Below are 20,538 nucleotides of genomic sequence, written 5' to 3' on the forward strand. Positions count from 1 at the left end.
GACCATGACCCACTCGAACGAGGTCCCGGCTTACGCGGCCGAGCCCAACGCAACGTCAGCAGCCCCCGCAGAGCAGGCAGAGCAGGCCGCTCCAGAAGCTCATGCGGGCAACGAAGAGCAGGGTGGGGGCACGATGCTCACGGAGTACACGATGATCTCCGTGTTCCGTCGCGAGACCCTCAACGAGCTCGTGCTCTCAGGGCGAGACGCCATCAAGGCAGTCGATGAGCTCGACGGCATCGTGGCCGAGCTCGCCGAGAACGGCGTCAAGGTTCGTGGCTTCTACGATGTCTCCGGGTTCCGCCACGATGGCGAGCTCATGGTGTGGCTGCACGGTGAAGTGCCGGAGAGCCTGCAATGGGGCCTGCGACAGATCCGCCGCAGCGAGCTCATCGCACCGCTCACCCCGTCGTGGCAGATCGTGGGCGTGCACCGCGCGGCTGAGTTCAGCGCGCGCCACATGCCCGCGTACATGCTCGGCAAGGAGCCACGCCAGTGGGTCACCGTGTACCCCTTCGTGCGCTCCTACGAGTGGTACCTGCTCCCAGAGGATGAGCGTCGCCAGATGCTCGCCGAGCACGGACGCGCGGGCTCGTCCTACACGTCGACGCTCACCAACACGGTCGCCTCGTTCGGCATCAGCGACTACGAGTGGCTGCTCGCGCTCGAAGACGACAACCTGCTCAACCTCGTCGACATGATGCGCGATCTGCGCCAGACGGATGCCCGGCGCCACGTGCGCGAGGAGGTGCCGTTCTACACGGGTCGCTTCGTGCAGACCTCCGAGATCGTCGAGGTGCTGCAGTGACCGACGTCGCCCCGCAGCACACCGGCGATCGCCCGGCCGGACGCAAGCCAAACCCGGCGACGTTCACGCGCGTCGAGGTCAACTCGGCCGTCAGCGCAGCATCCGACGCCGCCAGGTTCGGGCCGGAGCACACCACCGAGCCCGTCGCGTACGACGGCATCCTGCTCGCCTCCTTCGGCGGGCCGGAGGGGCAGGACGAGGTCATCCCGTTCCTGCGCAACGTCACGGCAGGCCGCGGCATCCCAGACGAGCGGCTCGAGGAGGTGGCCCACCACTACCGGCACTACGGCGGCGTGAGCCCCATCAACGAGCAGAACCGCCAGCTGAAGGCGTCCATCGAGCGAGAGCTCGAGCGACGCGGCATCGACCTGCCCGTCTTCTGGGGCAACCGCAACTCCGAGCCGTACTTCAACGACGTGCTGCTCGACGCTCGAGAGGCGGGCTGCTCGACGCTCATCGCGATCGCCACGAGCGCCTACTCCTCGTTCTCGAGCTGCCGCCAGTACCGCGAGGACTTCGCGGATGCACTCGAGGACTCCGGCCTCGGCGGTCAGCTGACCATCGACAAGGTGCGCGCCTTCTTCGACCACCCCGGCTTCGTAGCGCCGTTCATCGAGGGTGTGCGCGACGCGGTGCTCAGCCTCGCGCATGAGGACGCCCAGCTCGACCTCGCCACCGAGGTCGAGGTGCTCTTCACGACGCACTCGGTGCCGATGGCGGACGCCGAGAACTCAGGCCCTCCTGGTGCCGGTTTCGGCGAGAGCGGCGCCTACGCTGCTCAGCACCTCGCTGTTGCCGAGGTCGTCGCTCTCGCGGCGCAGCAGGAGCTCATCGAGGACACGACCCTCGCCGGCCGGGTGCCGCAGCAGCTCTCCTGGCAGCTCGTCTACCAGTCGCGCTCCGGACCGCCCTCGCAGCCCTGGCTCGAACCCGACATCAACGACGTCATCGAGGAGCTCCCCTCGAAAGGCGTCAAGGCGGTCGTCGTCGTGCCGATCGGCTTCGTCTCCGACCACATGGAGGTGCTCTGGGACCTCGACAACGAGGCGAAGGACTCCGCGGCTGATGCGGGCCTCGCGTTCCGCAGGACCCCCACGCCCGGCATCCACGCCAAGTACGTCGAGGGCCTCGTCGACCTCGTCCTCGAGCGCCGCGACGCGATCCCCGTCGGGGAGCGTCCGGCGATGACCACCATCGGCCCTTGGTTCGACGTGTGCCGGCCCGGCTGCTGCGCGAACAAGCGCCTCGGCTTCAAGCCGGCGGTGTCCGGACTCCTGCCGTGACACTCCGGATCGGCACGAGGGGCAGCGCCCTAGCGGTCGCGCAGACGTCGACCATGGCGCGGGAGCTCGAGCGCATCACGGGCGAGTCGACCGAGCTCGTGCGCGTGACGACACACGGCGACGTGACCCGCGCGGCGCTCTCGTCACTCGGCGGCACGGGCGTGTTCGCGAGTGAACTCCGCGACGCACTCCTCGCAGGCGAATGCGACCTCGTCGTCCACTCCCTGAAAGACCTCCCGACGGCCAAGGCCCCGGGCCTCACCGTCGCCGCCTACCCGGTACGCGAGGATCAGCGCGACGCGCTCTGCTCGCTCGGCGGCGCATCCGGTCTGACCCTCGAGCAGCTGCCGCACGGCGCGAAGGTCGGCACCGGCTCGCCGCGCCGCGTGGCGCAGCTGCTCACGCTGCGACCCGACCTCGAGATCCGCGACATCAGAGGCAACGTCGAGCGACGACTCCGCTTCGTGACCGACGGTGAGCTCGACGCCGTGGTGCTCGCCGCGGCAGGCCTGGAGCGCCTCGGGTTCGCCGAGGCGATCACCGAGCGCTTCGACCTCGAGACGTTCCCCAACGCCCCCGGCCAGGGATGCCTCGCCATCGAGGTTCGCGACGGCGAGACCCCTGCTGGCGTCTCCCGACTGGACGACCCGGCGGCGCGCGCTGCGGTGCTCGTCGAACGCGGCATTCTCGCGACACTCGAAGCCGGGTGCGCCGCACCAGTCGGCGCCTCCGCACGATACGCCGACGGAAAACTCGAGGCGTGGGCTACCGTGTATGCAGTAGACGGATCTTCGCGGGTCTCCAGCAGGCGTGCCGTGGAGGTCTCCGACCCCCGCGCACTCGATGCCGCCCAGGCAGAACTGGTCACGCTCATCTCGACGGACCTCTTCGATCAGGGTGCGCTCGCGCTGATGGCCTGAACGGAGGAGCCACGATGGATGCACCGCTGAAGGGGTGGAAGATCCTCGTGCCCCGTGGAGGCGTCTGGGGTGGCGACGTGGCCGAAGCTGTTCGGGCTCGTTCCGCCTTCCCGATCACGGCCCCTCTCATCAACTTCGCGAGCCCCAACGAGAGCGATTCGAGGGTGCTGGCCGAGAAGATCCGACTGCTCGAGAGCGGTCACTACAACTGGGTGGCCGTCACGAGCGCCACCGCGGCGGACGTCATGCACTCGCTCGGCGTGAAGGTGCCGGACCACACGCTCATCGCGGCGGTGGGGGAGACGACGGCCGCCTCGCTCACGACGGCTGGCTACCGAGTCGACTTCGTCCCCACGCACGACAACTCTGCGAAGGGCCTGCTTCTCGAGTGGGCCGAGGCGGCGCGCAACCAGCCCCCCATCTCCGTGCTCTGGCTGCGTTCCGAGGTCGCACGTCCCACGCTGGCCGACGGGCTCGCGAGGCGCGGGCACCTCGTCGACTCGGTCGTCGCGTACCGCACGGTGGGCGTGCCAGCCGCGGAAAGCATCCAGTACGACATCCGGAACAGCCGGATCCGAGCGATCCTCGTGACGAGCGGGTCCGTGGCCGAGCAGGTCGACAAGCAGTTCTCGCCCATCCCCGATGAGATCTACCTCGCCGCCATCGGCCCGCGCACCGCGAAGGACGCCAGGCAGCTCGGCCTCCGCGTCGACGTCGTGGCGAAGCAGCGGTCGGTCGCGTCGCTGCTCGACGGACTCGAATGGCTTGCCAGCGGCAGCGACATGCCCGTCACGGAGGCCATCGACCTCAAAGCGGTCCGGGCACTGGAGGCGGAGTTGCACGCCGAGCATGACAATCAGCCGGTGCCCAAGGAAGACATCCCCGCGCTCGACGAGGGCCGCGGTCAGACTCCGGGTGACCGCTGAGCTGCAGGATCGCAGCACGGCGCCGGAATCGGAATGAAGGCAGGGTCGGATCGCGGTCGCGAAGCCGACGCTGAACGTTGAGGAAGGACACGATCGCATGATCTCCCCGAGCCGCAGGCCACGCCGTCTGCGCCAGAGCGACGCCGTGCGCCGCCAGGTCCGCGAGGTGCGAGTGCACCCGAACGACCTCATCCTGCCCCTGTTCGTGCGCGAGGGGGTCAGCGAGCCCATCGACATCTCGTCGATGCCCGGCGTGCAGCAGCATTCGCTCGACTCGCTCCGTCGCGCCGTCGACGAGGCGGCGGGGCTCGGCGTGGGCGGGGTCATGCTCTTCGGCGTTCCGGAGACGCGTGACGCGGTGGGCTCTGGAGCCACCGACCCGAACGGCATCCTCAACGTCGCGGCGGAAGTGCTCGCGGACGAGTTCGGGGATGCCATCGTCGTGCAGACAGACCTCTGCCTCGACGAGTTCACCGACCACGGGCACTGCGGGGTGCTGGATGCAGCCGGCCGCGTCGACAACGACGCGACCCTCGAGCGCTACGACGCGATGGCGATCGCGCAGGCAGATGCGGGCGCCGCAATGCTCGGCATGTCCGGGATGATGGACGGCCAGGTCGCCAGCGCGCGTGCCGCGCTGGACGCCGCCGGACACACCGATGTCGCGATCGTCGCCTACTCGGCGAAGTACGCGTCGGCCTTCTACGGTCCGTTCCGCGAGGCCGTCGACTCGCAGCTGCAGGGCGATCGCCGCACCTACCAGCTCGACCCGGCGAACCGTCGTGAGGGCATGCGCGAGGCCCTCATCGACATCGACGAGGGTGCCGATGTCGTCATGGTCAAGCCTGCGGGCTCGTACCTGGACGTGCTCGCCGACGTCGCCGCCGAGTCGATCGTTCCCGTCTGGGCCTACCAGGTCAGCGGGGAGTACGCGATGATCGAGGCGGCCGCCGCGAACGGCTGGATCGACCGCGACCGCGCGATCGCCGAATCCATCACCTCCATCCGCCGCGCTGGGGCCGATGCCGTGCTCACCTACTACGCGAGCGAGCTCGCGCGCACCCTGAACCTGCAGGCGGGCACTGGAGTGTCGGCGGCCCATGGCAGAGTGGACGCACGATGAACCACGAAGCCTCAGCAGCCCTGTTCGCTCGCTCCCTCGACGTCACTCCGGGCGGCGTGAACTCCCCGGTCCGTGCATACGGCTCGGTCGGTGGCACACCTCCCTTCGCAGCTTCGGCCAAGGGCCCGTACCTCACCGACGTCGACGGCAACGAGTACGTCGACCTCGTCAGCGGATGGGGGCCCATGCTTCTCGGGCACGCCCATCCTGCGGTCGTTGCCGCAGTTCAGGACGCCGCGGCCCGCGGGCTGTCGTTTGGCGCGCCGACCCCGGCTGAGACGCAGCTCGCAGAGCTGGTCGTCGAGCGCATCACCCCCATCGAGCAGGTCCGTCTGGTCTCGACGGGCACCGAAGCGACCATGACGGCGCTCCGACTCGCGCGCGGGTACACGGGCCGCGACCTCATCGTGAAGTTCGCCGGCTGCTACCACGGCCATTCCGACGGCCTCCTCGCGGCCGCCGGCTCGGGACTCGCGACGCTCGCGCTCCCCGGTTCTGCCGGCGTGCCAGAGGCCATCACCTCGCAGACCATCGTCGTGCCCTTCAACGACCTCGAGGCCGTGCGTGCCGCGTTCGTCGAGCATCCCGGCGAGATCGCCGCCGTCATCACCGAGGCCTCGCCCGCCAACATGGGCGTCGTGCCTCCGGAACCCGGTTTCAACCGTGCGCTCGCTGAGCTCTGCTCGGCGGAGGGTGCGCTGCTCGTCTGCGACGAGGTGCTCACGGGCTTCCGAACGGGACCAGCGGGCTGGTGGGGCGAGGAGCAGAAGAGCGAGACCTCAGGCGGCTGGCAGGCCGATCTCTACACGTACGGCAAGGTCATCGGCGGCGGCATGCCCGTTGCGGCGCTCGGCGGGTCTCGCGAGATCATGAGCCACCTTGCGCCTCAGGGCCCCGTGTACCAGGCGGGAACGCTCTCGGGGAACCCGGTTGCGGTTGCGGCGGGTATCGCGACGCTTGCTCTTGCCGACGCCGACGTCTACGCACGGGTCGACGCGGCCGCGGAGCGCATCCGCACTGCCACGTCGGAGGCGCTCACGGCAGCCGGAGTCGCCCACTCGGTGCAGAACGTCGGCAACCTCTTCAGCTTCACCTTCGGTGACGGCGCGGCGCTCGGCTGGACCGGCACCGGCGGAGGGCCGCGCGACGAGGACGAGGTCAAGCGACAGGAAGCCTGGCGCTACCCGCCGTTCTTCGCCGCCATGCTCGACGCGGGGGTCAACCTGCCGCCGAGCGTGTTCGAGGCGTGGTTCGTGTCGGCGGCCCACGATGACGCGGCCATCGAGCGAGTCCTAGCGGCGCTGCCCGCCGCAGCGAAGGCCGCGGCAGACGCTGTGGCGCCAGAGTAGGGGCGCGTGGAAGAGCTCTCGGAGTGGGTGCTCGGCCTCCGCGGCTCCGGGTGGAGCTTCGCGGTGGCCGCGCTCGTGCTGCTCATCGGCGGTGTCGTCACGTTCTTGCCCAGCCAGTCGCTGGTCGTCGCGCTCTCCGCGCTGACGGCCGGGGATCAGGGCTGGACGGCGCTCATCAACCTGTTCGGCCTCTTCGTCTTCTGTGTCGCCGGCATGGTGCTGGGCGACATCGGCACGTACTGGCTCGCGCGAGGCATCGGCTTCGGCAAATGGAGTTGGATGAACGGGCGACGGCTCACCGCCGTGCGCACACGGGTCGGCGACCAGCTCAAGACCCGGCCGAAGTGGGTCATGGTGACGGTCAGGCTCCTGCCGATGGGCCGCATCGCGACCGTGCTCGCCGCATCCGACGCCCGCATGCCCATGCCGCGGTTCCTGCCGCTCTCCGTGCTGGCCAGCGCCGTCTGGGTCGGCTACGCGGTGCTCATCGGCGCGGCGTTCGGTTCGTGGAGTCAGAGCAACCCGCTCCTCATGATGGCGCTTGCCGTGGTCACCGCCATCGCCCTCGGCGTGCTCGCGCAGCTCGTCAACGGCTGGTTCGAGAAGCTCGCGGAGCGCCGGAAAGCGCACCACGTCGCCAGCTGAGCCCTGAGCTTTGAGCCCTGAGCTTTGGGCCCCCCGTTGACAACCGCTCGCTGCTGACACGCGTTTCGGGGTGGGTTGCGCGCTTCGGGATGGGTTGCAACCCATCCCGAAGCGCGGAACCCACCCCGAAAGAGGCCACTCGGTGAGCGAGGCCCGGCGGTCTGCCTGGCAGGGCGGCCCTGCAGGGCGGGTGCGCTGCCTACGCGGCGTCTGCCTTGCCGCGGAGCTCGGCCAGCTCACGGCCTGACTGCGTCGCCTTGGTCTCGGCATCGGACTTGAGGTCAGCGGCGAGGTCAGCGAACTGATCGAGGGCCGGGTTCACGCCGACGAGCGTGAAGGGGCGCTGGACGACGCGGAGGTCAAGACCCCAGACGTCCTGGAGCAGGCGCGTGAGGTACGGCGTGGAGTGGTCCCAGCCGGCCTTCGGGGTGCCCTCGTCGTAGTTGCCGCCGAGGACGGTCGCGAGCGTCGCCGGCTTGCCGTTGAGGGTCGTGCTGCCCGGGTTCGTGCGCGGGTCGGTGTAGGCGAGGTCGAACCAGAGCTTGAAGTGCTGCGAGACGCCGTAGTTGTAGAGCGGGACGGTGAAGAGGAGGGCGTCGGCTTCGATGAGCTCGTCGGCCAGCTGCGTGGCGAGGGCCACGGCGGCGCGCTGCTCTTCCGTGCGGTCCCCTTCCGGGGTGAAGCCGGCATAGACGGCGTTCTGCCAGGCGTCGGCGGGGATGGGGGAGTCGACGAGGTTGCGGCGGGTCACGACGGAGTCGGGGTGGGCTGCAACCCATTCGGCCTCGACGAGGTCGCCGAGGGCGCGGCTCGCGGAGGTGGCGGGCATGAGGCTCGCGTCGATACGCAGCAGGGACATGGTGCTCCAATCTGATTCGCAGAGTCGCTCTGAAAACCAGAGTGACTCTGTGCAGATTAGCACGGGTACACTGGCGGCATGGCAGAGAACGTGCAGGAGCACAGCGCGGTGACGTGCGACGGCGCCATCTCGCTCGCCTTCACCCTGCTCGGCAAGCGCTGGAACGGCATGATCATCGACGTGCTCGGCTCACAGCCGCTGACCTTCGTCGCCCTGCGCCGCGCTGTGACCGGCATCAGCGACGCCGTTCTCTCCGACCGTCTCAGCGAGCTCGCGGCCGCTGGCCTCGTGGAGCGGACCGTCAGCAACGGCCCGCCCGTGTCGGTCAGCTATGAGCTCACGACCGCCGGCCAGCGACTCATCCCGGTGCTCAAGCAGCTCGGCACGTGGGCATCAGAGAACCTCGCGCACGGTCCCCGCAACTGATCCGACGCTCCGCGGTGCGTGCCCGCAGCCGCGACCGCTCGACTCAGAGATCACCGCGCACGCGAACCACGGTCCTGCCGCGCACCTTGCCGTCCAGAATGGGGTGCGCGTAGTCGAGCGCCTCCTCCAAGCCGATGACCTCGGTCATCGACTCGAGCAGCTCGCTGTCGAGTTCCAGGAGCCGGTTCCAGGCCTCAGCCCGCACCTCGACGCTCTGCACCACCGAGTTGATGCCCCGCAACGTCACGCCCCTGAGGATGAACGGCATGACCGTCGTCGGCAGGTCCGTGCCCTGCGCCAGGCCGCACGACGTCACGATCCCCTCGCGCCTCGTCTGAGCGATCACGTTGGCGAGGGTGGTGGAGCCGACAGCATCGACGGCGCCCGCCCAGCGTTCGGTCTGCAACGGCTTGCCCACTGCATCCGACAGCTCGTGCCGGTCGATGATCTCGGCCGCACCGAGCCTCCGCAGGTAGTCGCCCTCCTGATCGCCACGGCCCGTGGAGGCCACCACCCGGTAGCCGAGGCTCGCCAGCAGCGCGACCGCGATGCTGCCCACCCCGCCGGCCGCCCCGGTCACGAGCACGTCGCCATCACCGGGCTCGACCTGCTTCTCCAACGCGAGCACTGAGAGCATCGCCGTGTATCCGGCCGTGCCGATCGCAGCACCGTCGACCAGCGACATCGCCTCCGGCAGGTGGATGAGGGACTCGTCGTCCACGAGGCACAGCTCGGCCAGGCCGCCGTGCCGGGTCTCGCCGAGTCCCGCACCGTTCAGCACCACGCGGTCACCAGGCACGAAGTTCTGGGTGCGGGACTCGCGCACGACTCCGACGACGTCGATGCCCGGCACGAGCACATCCGCCCGGCTCACACCGGGCTTTCCCGCAAGCAACAGTGCGTCCTTATAGTTGAGGCTCGTATAGGCCACGTCGACCAGCACCTGGTCTCGCCGCAGGTGGCCGCCCCCGAAGAGCTCATCGTCGAGCTCATCGAACGCGACATCGATGCGGGGCTTCCCCGCGTCGTCGGTGGACTTCGTCGTCAGGTATCCGCGAACCATGGCGCCATCGTAAGCGGCCAGTCTCCGAACTCCACCTCTGCGACACTTGCTGACATGATCACGGTTCGCACCTTCCCCGAACTCAGCGCGGCCGAGCTGTGGGGCATCCTGCACCTGCGCTCGAGCATCTTCGTCGTCGAACAGGACTGCGTCTACCTCGACCCGGACACCGCCGACTTCGCCGAGGGCACCCAGCACGCGTTCATCGGCGACGACCCCCTCTACCCCCACAGCTACGCCCGACTCCTTCCGCTCGGCTGGCCCGACGAGCACCTCCCGACGCATCTCTCGCGCGCGATCGGCCGGGTCGTCACCGCCGAGAACTCGAGAGGCCTCGGCTACTCGGCCAGGATCATCCGCCATCTCATCGAGATCGCAGACAGCGAGGGGGTGGCGACGGCCCTCAACGGGCAGGCGCACCTCGAATCCTGGTACGCCCGATTCGGGTTCGAACGATGCGGTGAGAACTTCATCGAAGACGACATTCCCCATGTCCCGATGGTGAAATACACATCGAGCCCCCACTCATGATTTACTCGCTCGTAACAAGCATGAATCAGTTCGTCGCAGTGCCGCGGCTAACTTGAGATCCGGGCGCCGCTGCGCGGCGCTCGCTCTCTGCTTACGTATAAAGGAGCACCATGAGTAACCTTGCCAAGTCGTCTCCCTCCAGGAAGTTGCGCATCACCACAGGAATCGCCGCCATGAGCGTCGGCGTGTTCATGCTGGCCGCGTGCTCTTCGACGACAGAAGGTGGCGAACCAGCCGCGGACGGCGACGCCGCTGCCGCGGTCTGTGGCCCGGACACGGCTGAGACCGTCACCGAGGTCTCGCCCGTCGAAGCCCCGACCGCTCAGGAGCGCTCCGAAGCGCTCAAGATCGGCTCGCTGCTTCCGCAGACCGGAACCCTCGCATTCCTCGGCCCGCCCGAGATCGCCGGTGTCGACCTCGCCGTCGCCGAGATCAACGCCTCACCGTCCGGCGTGCTCGGCGGCAACATCAGCGTCGTGCACCGCGACTCCGGTGACACGTCGACCGACATCGCCACGCAGTCGGTCACCGACCTGCTCAGCCAGAACGTGTCCGCCATCGTCGGCGCCGCATCGTCCGGTGTCTCGATGACGGTCATCGACCAGATCACCGGTGCGGGCGTCGTGCAGGTCTCACCGGCCAACACGTCCGCCGAGTTCTCCACGTACGCAGACAACGGCTTCTACTTCCGCACCGCCCCCTCGGACATCCTCCAGGGCCGCGTCAACGGAAACACGATCGTCAACGACGGCAACGCATCCGTCGGCATCATCTACCTGAACGACGCCTACGGCTCGGGCCTGTCCGAGAGCATCACCACGGCCGTCGAAGCCGCTGGCGGCGAGGTCGTCGCCTCTGAGGCCTTCAACGAGGGCGACAGCCAGTTCTCGGCACAGATCGACGCCGTCACGGCAGCCGACCCCGACGCGATCGCGCTCGTCGCGTTCGACCAGACGGCGACCATCGTCCCGCAGCTCATCGGCACCAAGGGCTTCCCCGCCGACAAGCTGTACATGGTCGACGGCAACATGGCCGACTACTCCGCTGACTTCGAAGAGGGCACGCTGAACTGCGCCAAGGGCACCATCCCCGGCGTCGTCGCCTCCGACGACTTCCGCGCGAAGCTGCTCGGCATCGACCCCGACCTGAAGGACTACACGTACGGCGCTGAGTCGTACGACGCGGTCATGCTCGCTGCCCTCGCAGCGCAGGCCGGTGGGGCAGCTGACCCGACCACCATCAAGGACAACATGCAGAAGGTCTCCGTCGATGGTGAGAAGTGCACCACCTACGCCGACTGCGTCACGCTCCTCGAAGCTGGCACCGACATCGACTACGACGGCGTCTCCGGCCCGATCTCGTTCGACGAGAACGGCGACCCGTCAGAGGCCACGATCGGCATCTACCAGTACGGCAGCGGCAACACCTACTCCAACATCGGAGAAGAGGCCGGCCAGCTCTAAGCTGACTCGCTGAACGAAGGCCCGGGATGCACGCATCCCGGGCCTTTCGCATGCCCCGACGCTGCCTTCTGCTTGGTGCCATCGCTGCCCGACCTCTGGCCGGTCGGAACCACTCGCGAGGGGCCAGACACCGGGCAGCGCTTGCGGGCGGAGGTCGCTGCTTCCCACCACCCGAGTATCCGACCGCTGCCAGTCAAGTGGCCGTTCCCGAGCGCTGTGAGGGGCACATCGGCTGGCAGCGTTCGGGATGGAAGCACGCGGAAGGGCACATCGGCTGGCAGCGTTGGGGTGTGGATGCGCAGCCAGGGCGCGACGCGGGGGAAGGCGACATGCGCAGGGGCAGGCAAGCGGGGAGCGCAGACATGCGCAGGGCGCAGACGAGCGGGGAGCGCAGACATGCGCAGGGGGGCAGACGATCGGGGAGCGCAGACAAGCGCAGGGCGCAGACGAGCGGGGGGCGCAGACAAGCAGGGAGCGCAGACAGGCGGGGGGGCGCAGACGAGCGGGGAGCGGAGACGGTGCAGGGCACAGAGACGGGCGGGAAGGTCTCAGCGTCTGCTGGGGGCCTCCCCGCCCGTCTGCGGTGGATGCTGGCGGCTAGTGGGCCGTGTCGCCGTCTTTCGCCTGCTCGTCGGCTGCGAGCGTGCCGAGGTAGAGGGCGATGACCTTGGGGTCGTTGAGCAGCTCGCGGCCGGTGCCCGTGTACGCGTCCTTGCCCTGGTCGAGGACGTAGGCGCGGTCGCAGATCTGCAGGCAGCGGCGTGCGTTCTGCTCGACCATGATGACGGAGACGCCGGCGCGGTTGATCTGGCGCACGCGCAGGAACGTCTCGTCCTGGCGGACGGGCGAGAGGCCTGCGGAGGGCTCGTCGAGCAGCAGCACCGACGGGTCCATCATGAGGGCGCGGGCCATGGCGACCATCTGCCGCTCACCGCCGGACAGTGAGCTGGCGCGCTGCTTGCGACGCTTCCCCAGCTCGGGGAAGAGGTCGGCGACGAACTCGAAGCGCTCGTTGAAGACCTTGGGTCGCAGGAAGAGCCCCATCTCGAGGTTCTCCTCGATCGTGAGCGACGGAAAGACGTTGTTGTTCTGCGGCACGAGGCCGACGCCCTTGGCGACGAGCTTGTCGGCGCGCAGGCCCGTGATGTCCTCGCCCTTCAGCATGACGCTGCCGCCGCGGATCTTGATCTGCCCGAAGATGGCCTTGAGCACCGTCGACTTGCCGGCACCGTTGGGGCCGATGATGCCGATGAGCTCACCGGGGTAGGCGTCGATCGAGCAGCCGTTGAGGATGTTCACGCCGGGCAGGTAGCCGCCGACGAGGTCGATGGTGGACAGCACTGCGTCGCCTCGCGGCGCGGTCGCCGTCGGTGCAGCGGATGCGGTGGGTTGCGTCTCGCTCATTTGCTGTCACTCTCCTTCGTCTCGGGCGCTGGCTCGGTCTTGGTCTCGGCGATCTCGTCGGCGATCGAGGTCGTCCCGAGCACTTCGGCCTCGTACTCGGCCGCCGCTTCCACGCCCTGTTCCTCTGCGATGCGCTCGACTTCCAGCTCCTGGATGTCGAGGTCGCCGAGGTCCTGGTCGTGGTGCGCGCCGAGGTACGCGTCGATGACGGCCTGGTCCTTCATGACCGTCTCGGGTGGGCCCTCTGCGACGATCTGGCCCTCGGCCATGACGACGACCCAGTCGGAGATGTTGGTGACCATGTGCATGTCGTGCTCGACGAACAGCACCGTGGTGCCGTCGTTCTTGAGCTCCTTGACGTGGCCGAGCAGCGACTGCACGAGCGCCGGGTTGACGCCGGCCATGGGCTCGTCGAGCATGATGAGCTTGGGGCTGCTCATGAGCGCGCGGGCCATCTCGAGCAGCTTGCGCTGTCCGCCCGAGAGGGACGCCGCATAGTCCTCGCGCTTCGCGTCGAGCTTGAAGCGAGCGAGGAGCTCGTCTGCCTTCGCCGTGATCTCGGTCTCGCGCTCGCGCCACAGCGGCTTGAAGAGCGCGCGCAGCATGCCCTCGCCGCCCTGCTGGTCGGCGCCGAGCAGCATGTTGTCGAGCACCGTCATGCGGCCGAGTGACTTCGTGAGCTGGAAGGTGCGGACCATGCCGGAGCGCGCCACCTTGAAGGCTGGCACGTTCGCGAGCGAGGTGCCGTCGAACGACCAGGTGCCTGTGTTGGGCTTGTCGAAGCCGGTCAGCAGGTTGAACATGGTCGTCTTGCCTGCACCGTTCGGACCGATGAGCGCGGTGATCTTGCCGCGCGGGATCTCGAGGTGCTGCACATCCACTGCCGTGTTGCCGCCGAACTGGCGGGTGACGCCGTCGGCGATGACGATCGGGTCGACCTTCTTGCAGCCGGGTCCGACCTTGCCGTCGACGAACTCGTGGGTGGGGAGGATGCCCGTTGGTGGGCTCGTCTGCTCAGGCACTGAAGCTCAGCTCCTTCTTGTTTCCGAAGATGCCCTGGGGTCTGAAGACCACCAGCAGCATGAGCGCGATCCCGACGATGATGAAACGGAGCTGGGCGCCCTGTGTCATGGAGAGGAAGGTGATCGCCCCGGATTCGATGAGTCCGTTGATCACGCCCTGCGTGAGGGAGAGGACCACCCAGAAGATCATGGCGCCCACGATGGGGCCGAAGATCGTCGCGGCTCCACCGAGGAGCATGATCGTCCAGATGAAGAACGTGAGGCCCGTCGTGTAGTTGGCGGGCTGCACGGCTCTCGGCAGGATGAAGATGATGCCGGCCAGCGAGCCGAGGAGACCTCCCGTGATGAGGGCCTGCATCTTGTAGGCGAAGACGTTCTTGCCGAGGCTGCGCACGGCATCCTCGTCCTCACGGATGCCGCGGACCACGCGACCCCAGGGGCTGCGCATGAGGGCCCACACGAGGAGCGTCGCGAGGAGGACGATGCCCCAGCCGACGATGCGAGTCCACCAGTCGTACGCGTTGTACGTGAAGGGACCGAAGCCGTAGGTGCCGTCCGGGATCGGGTTGATCGCGGCGAAGGTTCCCTTGAAGCCGTTGAGCCCGTTGGCGGCACCCGTGACCGAGGTGAGGCCCGTCGTCGTCACGATGTACCGGAGGATCTCGGCGGAGGCGATCGTCACGATGGCCAGGTAGTCAGCTCGCAGCCGCAGTGTCGGGACACCCAGGATGAACGAGAAGATCACCGAGACCACGATGACGCACAGCACGGCGGCCCAGAGCGGCCAGCCGAGGCTGATCGTCGGGATCGCGAACGCGTACGCGCCGATCAGCATGTACGCGGCCTGACCGAAGTTGAGGAGGCCGGTGTAGCCGAAGTGGATTCCGAGGCCGATCGCGGCGAGCGCGTAGGCAGCGGTGGTGGGGCTGAGGAGCTCGCCGACGGCGTTGCTCAGGATGTTTGACCAGTCCATGTTCGTCTCCTAGCCGACTCGCTCGCGGCGGCCGAGAATGCCCTGGGGCCTGACGAGCAGGACCAGGATGAGGATGAGGAGCGCCGCCGCGTACTTGAGGTCGGCGGGGATGAAGAGGGTCGAGAGCTCGACGAAGATGCCGACGACGAGCGATCCGACGAGCGCGCCGTACGCGGAGCCGAGGCCACCGAGGGTGACGGCGGCGAACATCAGCAGCAGCACCTGGAAGCCCATGTCCCACGACGACTGGCGGTACAGGGCGAGCATGACGCCGGCGAGGGCGGCGAGGCCACCTGCCGTGGTCCAGACGATGCGGATGATGCGGTCGACGTTGATACCGGATGCGCTCGCGAGCGACGGGTTGTCGGAGACCGCGCGGGTGGCCTTGCCCACTCGGGTGCGGGTCAGGAAGAGCCCGACGAGCACGAGGGTGACGATCGAGATGCCCATGCTCAGCAGCGAGCCGGTCGTGATGCGCACGGGGCCGAACTCGATGGCACCGCTGAGTCCCACGGAGCTCATCGGGAGGATCGCACCCCCGAAGAACAGCTGGTAGATGTAGCGCAGCGCGAGACCGAGGCCGATGCTCACGATCATGGCGGGCACGAGGCGCACACCGCGCTTGCGCAGCGGCTTCCAGAGCGCCGCATCCTGGACCCACCCGAAGGCGGCGCCGAGGATGACGACGATGATGAGAGCGACGAAGATGTTGAGGCCCATCACGACGGCGAAGAGCCAGGCCATGAGGCCACCGAACGTGACCAGCTCGCCGTGCGAGAAGTTGTTCAGCCCGGTCGTGCCGAAGATCAGCGTGATGCCGATCGCGCCGAGCGCGATGAGCAGGCCGAAGTTGAGCCCCGCGACGAGGCGCTCGATGAGCTGTGAGCCGAAGTTGCTGCTCTGCCTCGTGTCCTCACCGAGCGCGAAGAGGCGTCCGACGTTGGTCGTCGACCACTCGTCTTCCGTGACCTCGGCTGTCGCCCCGTCTTCGTTGCGGAGGTCCACACCGTCGGGCAGGGTCTCCGTGTCGAGCGTCACCGTGTAGTTGCCGGGGCCGGGGACGGGGACGCGCCAGCGTCCGTCCTCACCCGACTCCACCGTCTCGGTGTAGCCGTCGCCTTCGACGGTGAGTGAGACGCCCTCGACGGGTTCGCTCTCGAAGTTCAGGATGCCGCTGATCGAGTACGCCGACTCTTCCGGGGGCTCGGACTCCGCGTTCGCGGGGCCGGCCATCGTGAAGACGCCGAGGAACGCGAAGAGCGACATCGCGAGGGCTGCGAGCATTCGGTGTGTTTGGGTGAGCCGGGAGCGCCTGGCGGTCGCTGAGCGCGATCCGGCTGGCGGGAGCGGACTGAGGAGAAGGGGCACGGAGTACCTCCAGTGCGAGTCGGGCTGGGCACGACGACTGAACGAGATTCTGGAACTGCTATTGCTGCAAGCGAGGATTCGCCACTCTGCGAATCTACGGATGGTTTGTATCGGCAATGTTTCTTTGCCGCTACACACGATAGCCGTGTGGGAGTGCGGCCGTGCGTCGTATGCGGCCCGAATGCGCAATTTTGTTCTACGTCGCCACAAATGTGGCGGCTCAGCGGTTCAGAGACTGCGGATGGTGCCAAGATCCTCGGTTTGGGAAGAACGTGGTCGCCTTCGGCGTGTCACCGACCGGATGGTGCCCCGCTGCCGGTGGTCGCGTGCGCGAGAGCATGCCGAGCGCAGAAGATCGGCAGCTCGCCGCAGCGCTCGCAGGCGACGAAGCGCTCACGGCAGGAGGCGTCGCTGCAGTTCTGCGTGCGGTGCGTGGGCGCCGCGCACTCCCGGCAGCGCCCGAGCTTCTCGGTGTTCGGCCCGAACTCGAGGTGCTCGCGGGCGTCGAAGACGGCGAGCGATCCCTTCCAGAGGCCTTCGTCGCCGAACTGCTCGGCGTAGCGGACGATGCCGCCGTCGAGCTGGTACACCTCGCTGAAGCCGCGCTTCACCATGAGCGCGGAGAGGACCTCGCAGCGCACGCCGCCCGTGCAGTAGGTGACGACGGGCTTCGACTTGAGCTCGTCGTACTTGCCGGACTCGAGCTCGGCGATGAAGTCGCGGGTCGTGCCCGTCTCTGGCACGACGGCGCCCTCGAAGCGACCGATCTGGGCTTCGATGGCGTTGCGTCCGTCGAAGAAGACGATGTCGTCGCGCGACTCGACCAGTGCGTGGAGCTCGTCCGGGGCAAGGTGGGTGCCGCCGCCGACCACGCCGTGCTCGTCGACCTCCAGTTCCCCGGGGGCCCCGAAGCTCACGATCTCGTCCCGCACCTTGACGCTGAGGCGCGGGAAGTCGAGGCTCTGTTCGTTCTCATCGAGGCCGGTGCCCTCCGACCACTTGTAGTCGGCGTCCTTGAACGCCGCGTACTCGCGGGTGGTGCGCACGTACCGCTTGAGCGCGTTGAGCTCACCGCCGAGGGTGCCGTTGATGCCGTCCTTCGAGATCAGGATGCGCCCGCGCAGCCCCAGCGACGCCGCGAGGTCTCGCTGCCAGAGGCGGATCGCTTCCGGATCGGCGAGGGGCGCGAAGGCGTAGTAGAGCACGATCTTGGGGACAGCCATGCGGTCGATTTTAGGTGAGCGGCGGTGTTCCGAGCGCCGAGGGTGCGCGGATGTCGGTGGGTCTGCGTACCCTTGCCGCATGCCAGATCGGGTCATGACGCTCTATCGGCCGGCGCTGCCGGTCGATGTGGTGCAGACCCTGTCGCCGCTCATGCGGGGCAGGCGTGACCCGACCTGCTGGATGCACCCGGTGTCGCGGGATGTGTGGCGCACGTCGCACGCGCTCGCGGGTGGGGCGACGACCGTCTTCCGGCAGGCGCGGGACGGAGTCCGCATCGTGTCGTGGGGCGAAGCCGCCGAGATCGCGGTCGACGAAGCCCCGGTCCTTCTTGGCCGCGATGACGACTGGAGTGAGCTGCGCCTCGATGCGCTCCCCGAGCTGGCGGATGTGCGGCGTCGCAACGAGGGGCTCCGGCTCCCGAAGTCGGGGGCGGTCTTCGAGGCGCTCAGTGCCGCCATCATCGAGCAGAAGATCACGGGCCTCGAAGCGCATCGAGCGTGGGACATCCTGCACCGCGACTACGCCGACCCTGCCCCAGGCGCAGCCGGCCTCGTGCCGCGCCACCTGCGGCTTCCGCTCACCCCGGAGCAGTGGCGGCGCATCCCGAGCTGGGACTGGCATCGGGCGGGCGTCGACCACTCCCGGACGGGTACGGTCATCCGCTCGGCGACGGTCGCATCGGCGCTGGAGCGCACGGCGAGCCTGCCAACCGGGTCGGAAGAGCCCCTGCGCCGCCTCCGCTCGATCGTGGGCGTCGGCGTGTGGACGGCAAACGAGACCGTGCAACGCTCGCATGGCGACCCGGATGCGCCGAGCTTCAGCGACTACCACATCCCCAACATGGTGGGGTGGGCGCTCGCGGGTTGCGACGTCGACGACGACGGCATGCGGGAGCTGCTCGAGCCGTGGCGGGGGCACCGCGAGCGGGTCGTGCGCCTCATCAAGCTGGCTGGCAACCCGCGTCCGAAGCACGGCGCACGCATGACCGTGCAGGACCACCGCTTCCACTGAGGGGGTCGTTCGCCCACGGCTGACGCGGTTTTCAGCAAATTTTCTGGCACTCGACTTGGGTGAGTGCTAATTTTCTGACCAAGGAAGTTGACACCAGTCGACTCAAGTTCACCGCAGTCGCTCACGATCGTGAGTGTGCGTACAAGGAAGGGAAAACGACATGGCACGCGTCTTCGATCCGTTCCAGGAGATGGAACGACTTTTCCAGGGAGCACCGAACAGCCCGCGTTCGATGCCCATCGACCTCTACCGCGAGGCCGACCACTACATCCTCACCGCCGACCTGCCGGGCATCGACCCCAGCTCGATCGACGTCGACCTCGACGGACAGCAGCTCACGATCCGCGCCGAGCGCAGCACCGTGAACGCGGAGGGCGCCAAGTGGCTCGTGCGTGAGCGCAACGGGGGCAGCTACCTCCGCCAGTTCACGCTCGGCCAGGGCCTCGACACCGAGCGCATCGCTGCGAGCTACGAGCATGGCGTGCTCACGGTGACGGTTCCCGTCAGCGAGCGTGCGAAGCCGCGCAAGATCGAGATCGAGACCGGTACGAAGGTCGAGACCATCCAGGCGTAGCCGACAGGCGACGCAACAGAAGGGGGCAGTGCGAGATCGCACTGCCCCCTTCGTGATGTCTCAGACGGAACGCAGGCCCTTGCCTGACTCCTCGGCTTCCCGCGCGAGCTCCGCGGCCGCCGCGAACCGGGCTCGAAGTGCCGCATCAGGGGCCGGCTCGAGGCGCGCGATGGTCTCCACGGGCCAGTCGGGGCGGCTGCCGGTCGCGACCCAGGCGGCCTGGCGGGCCGCGCCGTCGGCGACGTACTCGCCGGGCGCGGGGATCTCGACGGGTACCTCGAAGAGGGTCGGGGCGACGGCGCGCACACCCTCGCTCAGGGCGGCGCCGCCGATGAGCATGACGCGCTTCGCGTCGACGCCGAGCGCACGGTGCGCGTCGAGCGCCTGAGCGAGGCTGCCGAGCATGCCCTCGACTGCGGCGCGGGCCAGGTTCTCGCGTGTGAAGGATCCACGCGTCATGCCGAGCAGGGATGCCGTCGCGTCCGGCAGGTCAGGAGTGCGTTCGCCGTCGAGGTACGGCACGAACGCGAGCCCGCCGGAGCCCACGGGGGCGGACGCGGCCAGCCGACCGAACTCCGCGTGGTCCACGCCGAGCACTGTCGCGGTCGTGTCGATGACGCGCGCCGCGTTGAGCGTGGCGGACAGGGGGAGGAACTCGCCCGTCGCGTCGGCGAAGCCCGCAAGACCGCCGTTCGGGTCGACAACCGGCCGCTCGGCGACCGAGAACACGGTGCCGGAGGTGCCGATCGAGACGACGACGTCACCGGCGCGAGCATTGAGGCCGAGCGCGGCACCCGCGTTGTCGCCGGCTCCCGCGGCGACGAGCGCGCCAGTCGGAGTCTTGCCGGCGACCTCGGACGGCCCGAGCACGCGCGGCAGGATCACGTCATGCCCGAGTGCGGCGACGAGCAGCTCGCGGTCGTACTCGCCCGTGAACGGCGACCAGTAGCCGGTTCCGGAAGCGTCGGAGCGGTCGGTTGTGAGCTTCGTCAGGTCGGGGCCGAGGGGGCTCTCGTCGGCGGGGCCGTAGCCGAGGAGCCGCCACGTGAGCCAGTCGTGGGGGAGTGCGACGGCGGCGACGCGTGCCGCGTTCTCGGGTTCCGCATCCCGGAGCCAGCGCAGCTTCGTGATGGTGAAGGAGGCGACGGGGACGAGGCCTGTGCGCTCGACGAGCGCCTCCTGCCCGAACTCCGCGATCAGGTCTCTGGCGGCACCGGCGCTGCGTGTGTCGTTCCAGAGGAGCGCGTCGCGCACGACGTTGCCGTCGGCGTCGAGCGCCACCATGCCGTGCTGCTGGCCGGCGACGGACAGTGCCGCGACGTCATCGAGCCCGCCAGCCGCTGCGGTCGCGTCCTGGACGGCGGCCCACCAGTTCTCCGGGTCCACCTCCGTGCCAGGGGCGTGGGACGCGCGGCCCTGGCGGATGAGCTCGCCCGTCACGGCGTCCCGGATGACGAGCTTGCAGCTCTGCGTACTCGAGTCGAAGCCGGCGACGAGCATGGTGGTCTGCTTTCTGTAGTGCTGGGGTGTGGTGCACGACAGAGCTGGGGCGAATGCATGCGCGTC

Annotated in this window: 20 protein-coding genes; 12 read left to right on the forward strand and 8 right to left on the reverse strand. The window is 68.5% G+C overall.

The window, feature by feature from the left end:
- Positions 1 to 4 precede the first annotated feature (4 nt).
- The 7 genes from hemQ (at position 5) to C5C17_RS16595 (ending at position 7,054) form a co-directional block, all read left to right on the forward strand.
- Positions 5 to 808, forward strand: coding sequence for a hydrogen peroxide-dependent heme synthase (gene hemQ / locus C5C17_RS16565; protein WP_258066262.1), 804 nt, complete (start codon positions 5 to 7; stop codon positions 806 to 808).
- Positions 805 to 2,091 (forward strand): ferrochelatase, encoded by a 1,287-nt coding sequence (locus C5C17_RS16570; RefSeq protein WP_104254474.1) that lies wholly within the window; start codon positions 805 to 807, stop codon positions 2,089 to 2,091. The genes hemQ and C5C17_RS16570 overlap by 4 nt, the downstream gene beginning before the upstream one ends.
- On the forward strand, positions 2,088 to 3,011 hold the full coding sequence (gene hemC, locus C5C17_RS16575; RefSeq protein ID WP_258066263.1) for a hydroxymethylbilane synthase: 924 nt from the start codon (positions 2,088 to 2,090) through the stop codon (positions 3,009 to 3,011). The genes C5C17_RS16570 and hemC overlap by 4 nt, the downstream gene beginning before the upstream one ends.
- Before the next feature lie 14 nt (positions 3,012 to 3,025).
- On the forward strand, positions 3,026 to 3,937 hold the full coding sequence (locus C5C17_RS16580; protein WP_104254475.1) for a uroporphyrinogen-III synthase: 912 nt from the start codon (positions 3,026 to 3,028) through the stop codon (positions 3,935 to 3,937).
- A 97-nt stretch (positions 3,938 to 4,034) separates the two neighbouring features.
- Entirely contained in the window at positions 4,035 to 5,060 is a 1,026-nt protein-coding gene (hemB, locus tag C5C17_RS16585) for a porphobilinogen synthase (RefSeq protein WP_104254476.1), read from the forward strand.
- A complete protein-coding gene (hemL, locus tag C5C17_RS16590; RefSeq protein ID WP_104254477.1) occupies positions 5,057 to 6,409 on the forward strand; it encodes a glutamate-1-semialdehyde 2,1-aminomutase in 1,353 nt (450 codons plus the stop codon). The genes hemB and hemL overlap by 4 nt, the downstream gene beginning before the upstream one ends.
- Positions 6,410 to 6,415: 6 nt before the next feature.
- Complete coding sequence (locus C5C17_RS16595) at positions 6,416 to 7,054, forward strand: DedA family protein (protein ID WP_104254478.1); 639 nt, start codon at positions 6,416 to 6,418, stop codon at positions 7,052 to 7,054.
- A gap of 199 nt (positions 7,055 to 7,253) precedes the next feature.
- Here C5C17_RS16595 and C5C17_RS16600 read toward each other — a convergent pair whose 3' ends face one another.
- Positions 7,254 to 7,913 carry an FMN-dependent NADH-azoreductase gene (locus C5C17_RS16600; RefSeq protein ID WP_104254479.1) on the reverse strand — a complete coding sequence of 220 codons (660 nt, stop codon included), beginning with the start codon at positions 7,911 to 7,913 and terminating at the stop codon, positions 7,254 to 7,256.
- Positions 7,914 to 7,991: 78 nt separating this feature from the next.
- On the opposite strand from C5C17_RS16600, the gene C5C17_RS16605 reads away from it, so the two are divergent.
- A complete protein-coding gene (locus C5C17_RS16605; protein WP_104254480.1) occupies positions 7,992 to 8,339 on the forward strand; it encodes a helix-turn-helix domain-containing protein in 348 nt (115 codons plus the stop codon).
- A gap of 43 nt (positions 8,340 to 8,382) precedes the next feature.
- On the opposite strand, the gene C5C17_RS16610 is transcribed toward C5C17_RS16605, so the two are convergent.
- Positions 8,383 to 9,402: an MDR family oxidoreductase gene (locus C5C17_RS16610; RefSeq protein ID WP_104254481.1), complete on the reverse strand. Its 1,020-nt coding sequence runs from the start codon at positions 9,400 to 9,402 to the stop codon at positions 8,383 to 8,385.
- A gap of 54 nt (positions 9,403 to 9,456) precedes the next feature.
- Between C5C17_RS16610 and C5C17_RS16615 the strand changes: the two genes are divergently transcribed.
- Both C5C17_RS16615 and C5C17_RS16620 read left to right on the forward strand, forming a co-directional pair.
- The gene (locus C5C17_RS16615; protein WP_104254482.1) at positions 9,457 to 9,933 is read left to right on the forward strand and encodes a GNAT family N-acetyltransferase; all 477 of its coding nucleotides are present in this window, start codon (positions 9,457 to 9,459) and stop codon (positions 9,931 to 9,933) included.
- Between the two features lie 110 nt (positions 9,934 to 10,043).
- Complete coding sequence (locus tag C5C17_RS16620) at positions 10,044 to 11,396, forward strand: ABC transporter substrate-binding protein (RefSeq protein WP_104254483.1); 1,353 nt, start codon at positions 10,044 to 10,046, stop codon at positions 11,394 to 11,396.
- A 597-nt stretch (positions 11,397 to 11,993) separates the two neighbouring features.
- On the opposite strand, the gene C5C17_RS16625 is transcribed toward C5C17_RS16620, so the two are convergent.
- From C5C17_RS16625 to C5C17_RS16645, 5 genes are all read right to left on the reverse strand, one after another.
- Positions 11,994 to 12,800, reverse strand: coding sequence for an ABC transporter ATP-binding protein (locus tag C5C17_RS16625; protein WP_104254484.1), 807 nt, complete (start codon positions 12,798 to 12,800; stop codon positions 11,994 to 11,996).
- Complete coding sequence (locus C5C17_RS16630; protein ID WP_181028650.1) at positions 12,797 to 13,822, reverse strand: ABC transporter ATP-binding protein; 1,026 nt, start codon at positions 13,820 to 13,822, stop codon at positions 12,797 to 12,799. The genes C5C17_RS16625 and C5C17_RS16630 overlap by 4 nt, the downstream gene beginning before the upstream one ends.
- Positions 13,815 to 14,795, reverse strand: coding sequence for a branched-chain amino acid ABC transporter permease (locus C5C17_RS16635; RefSeq protein WP_104254485.1), 981 nt, complete (start codon positions 14,793 to 14,795; stop codon positions 13,815 to 13,817). The genes C5C17_RS16630 and C5C17_RS16635 overlap by 8 nt, the downstream gene beginning before the upstream one ends.
- A gap of 9 nt (positions 14,796 to 14,804) precedes the next feature.
- The gene (locus tag C5C17_RS16640) at positions 14,805 to 16,079 is read right to left on the reverse strand and encodes a branched-chain amino acid ABC transporter permease (protein ID WP_104254486.1); all 1,275 of its coding nucleotides are present in this window, start codon (positions 16,077 to 16,079) and stop codon (positions 14,805 to 14,807) included.
- 374 nt (positions 16,080 to 16,453) lie between these two features.
- Positions 16,454 to 17,386, reverse strand: coding sequence for a rhodanese-related sulfurtransferase (locus C5C17_RS16645; protein WP_104254487.1), 933 nt, complete (start codon positions 17,384 to 17,386; stop codon positions 16,454 to 16,456).
- Between the two features lie 79 nt (positions 17,387 to 17,465).
- On the opposite strand from C5C17_RS16645, the gene C5C17_RS16650 reads away from it, so the two are divergent.
- The gene (locus tag C5C17_RS16650; RefSeq protein ID WP_104254488.1) at positions 17,466 to 18,398 is read left to right on the forward strand and encodes a DNA-3-methyladenine glycosylase; all 933 of its coding nucleotides are present in this window, start codon (positions 17,466 to 17,468) and stop codon (positions 18,396 to 18,398) included.
- A 160-nt stretch (positions 18,399 to 18,558) separates the two neighbouring features.
- Positions 18,559 to 18,972, forward strand: coding sequence for an Hsp20/alpha crystallin family protein (locus C5C17_RS16655; protein ID WP_104254489.1), 414 nt, complete (start codon positions 18,559 to 18,561; stop codon positions 18,970 to 18,972).
- A gap of 60 nt (positions 18,973 to 19,032) precedes the next feature.
- On the opposite strand, the gene C5C17_RS16660 is transcribed toward C5C17_RS16655, so the two are convergent.
- Positions 19,033 to 20,472 carry a xylulokinase gene (locus C5C17_RS16660; protein WP_104254490.1) on the reverse strand — a complete coding sequence of 480 codons (1,440 nt, stop codon included), beginning with the start codon at positions 20,470 to 20,472 and terminating at the stop codon, positions 19,033 to 19,035.
- Between the last annotated feature and the right edge of the window lie 66 nt (positions 20,473 to 20,538).

It is taken from the genome of Pseudoclavibacter sp. RFBA6, from assembly GCF_002931575.1.
Classification (GTDB): Bacteria; Actinomycetota; Actinomycetes; order Actinomycetales; family Microbacteriaceae; genus Pseudoclavibacter; species Pseudoclavibacter terrae.

What these genes read in the sequence shown, in the direction of transcription:
- hemQ (WP_258066262.1), top strand. Translation starts at nt 5, where the DNA reads ATGACCCACTCGAACGAGGTCCCGGCTTACGCGGCCGAGCCCAACGCA.
- C5C17_RS16580 (WP_104254475.1), top strand. Translation starts at nt 3,026, where the DNA reads ATGGATGCACCGCTGAAGGGGTGGAAGATCCTCGTGCCCCGTGGAGGC.
- hemB (WP_104254476.1), top strand. Translation starts at nt 4,035, where the DNA reads ATGATCTCCCCGAGCCGCAGGCCACGCCGTCTGCGCCAGAGCGACGCC.
- hemL (WP_104254477.1), top strand. Translation starts at nt 5,057, where the DNA reads ATGAACCACGAAGCCTCAGCAGCCCTGTTCGCTCGCTCCCTCGACGTC.
- C5C17_RS16600 (WP_104254479.1), bottom strand. Translation starts at nt 7,913, where the DNA reads ATGTCCCTGCTGCGTATCGACGCGAGCCTCATGCCCGCCACCTCCGCG.
- C5C17_RS16605 (WP_104254480.1), top strand. Translation starts at nt 7,992, where the DNA reads ATGGCAGAGAACGTGCAGGAGCACAGCGCGGTGACGTGCGACGGCGCC.
- C5C17_RS16610 (WP_104254481.1), bottom strand. Translation starts at nt 9,402, where the DNA reads ATGGTTCGCGGATACCTGACGACGAAGTCCACCGACGACGCGGGGAAG.
- C5C17_RS16615 (WP_104254482.1), top strand. Translation starts at nt 9,457, where the DNA reads ATGATCACGGTTCGCACCTTCCCCGAACTCAGCGCGGCCGAGCTGTGG.
- C5C17_RS16620 (WP_104254483.1), top strand. Translation starts at nt 10,044, where the DNA reads ATGAGTAACCTTGCCAAGTCGTCTCCCTCCAGGAAGTTGCGCATCACC.
- C5C17_RS16625 (WP_104254484.1), bottom strand. Translation starts at nt 12,800, where the DNA reads ATGAGCGAGACGCAACCCACCGCATCCGCTGCACCGACGGCGACCGCG.
- C5C17_RS16635 (WP_104254485.1), bottom strand. Translation starts at nt 14,795, where the DNA reads ATGGACTGGTCAAACATCCTGAGCAACGCCGTCGGCGAGCTCCTCAGC.
- C5C17_RS16640 (WP_104254486.1), bottom strand. Translation starts at nt 16,079, where the DNA reads ATGCTCGCAGCCCTCGCGATGTCGCTCTTCGCGTTCCTCGGCGTCTTC.
- C5C17_RS16645 (WP_104254487.1), bottom strand. Translation starts at nt 17,386, where the DNA reads ATGGCTGTCCCCAAGATCGTGCTCTACTACGCCTTCGCGCCCCTCGCC.
- C5C17_RS16650 (WP_104254488.1), top strand. Translation starts at nt 17,466, where the DNA reads ATGCCAGATCGGGTCATGACGCTCTATCGGCCGGCGCTGCCGGTCGAT.
- C5C17_RS16655 (WP_104254489.1), top strand. Translation starts at nt 18,559, where the DNA reads ATGGCACGCGTCTTCGATCCGTTCCAGGAGATGGAACGACTTTTCCAG.
- C5C17_RS16660 (WP_104254490.1), bottom strand. Translation starts at nt 20,472, where the DNA reads ATGCTCGTCGCCGGCTTCGACTCGAGTACGCAGAGCTGCAAGCTCGTC.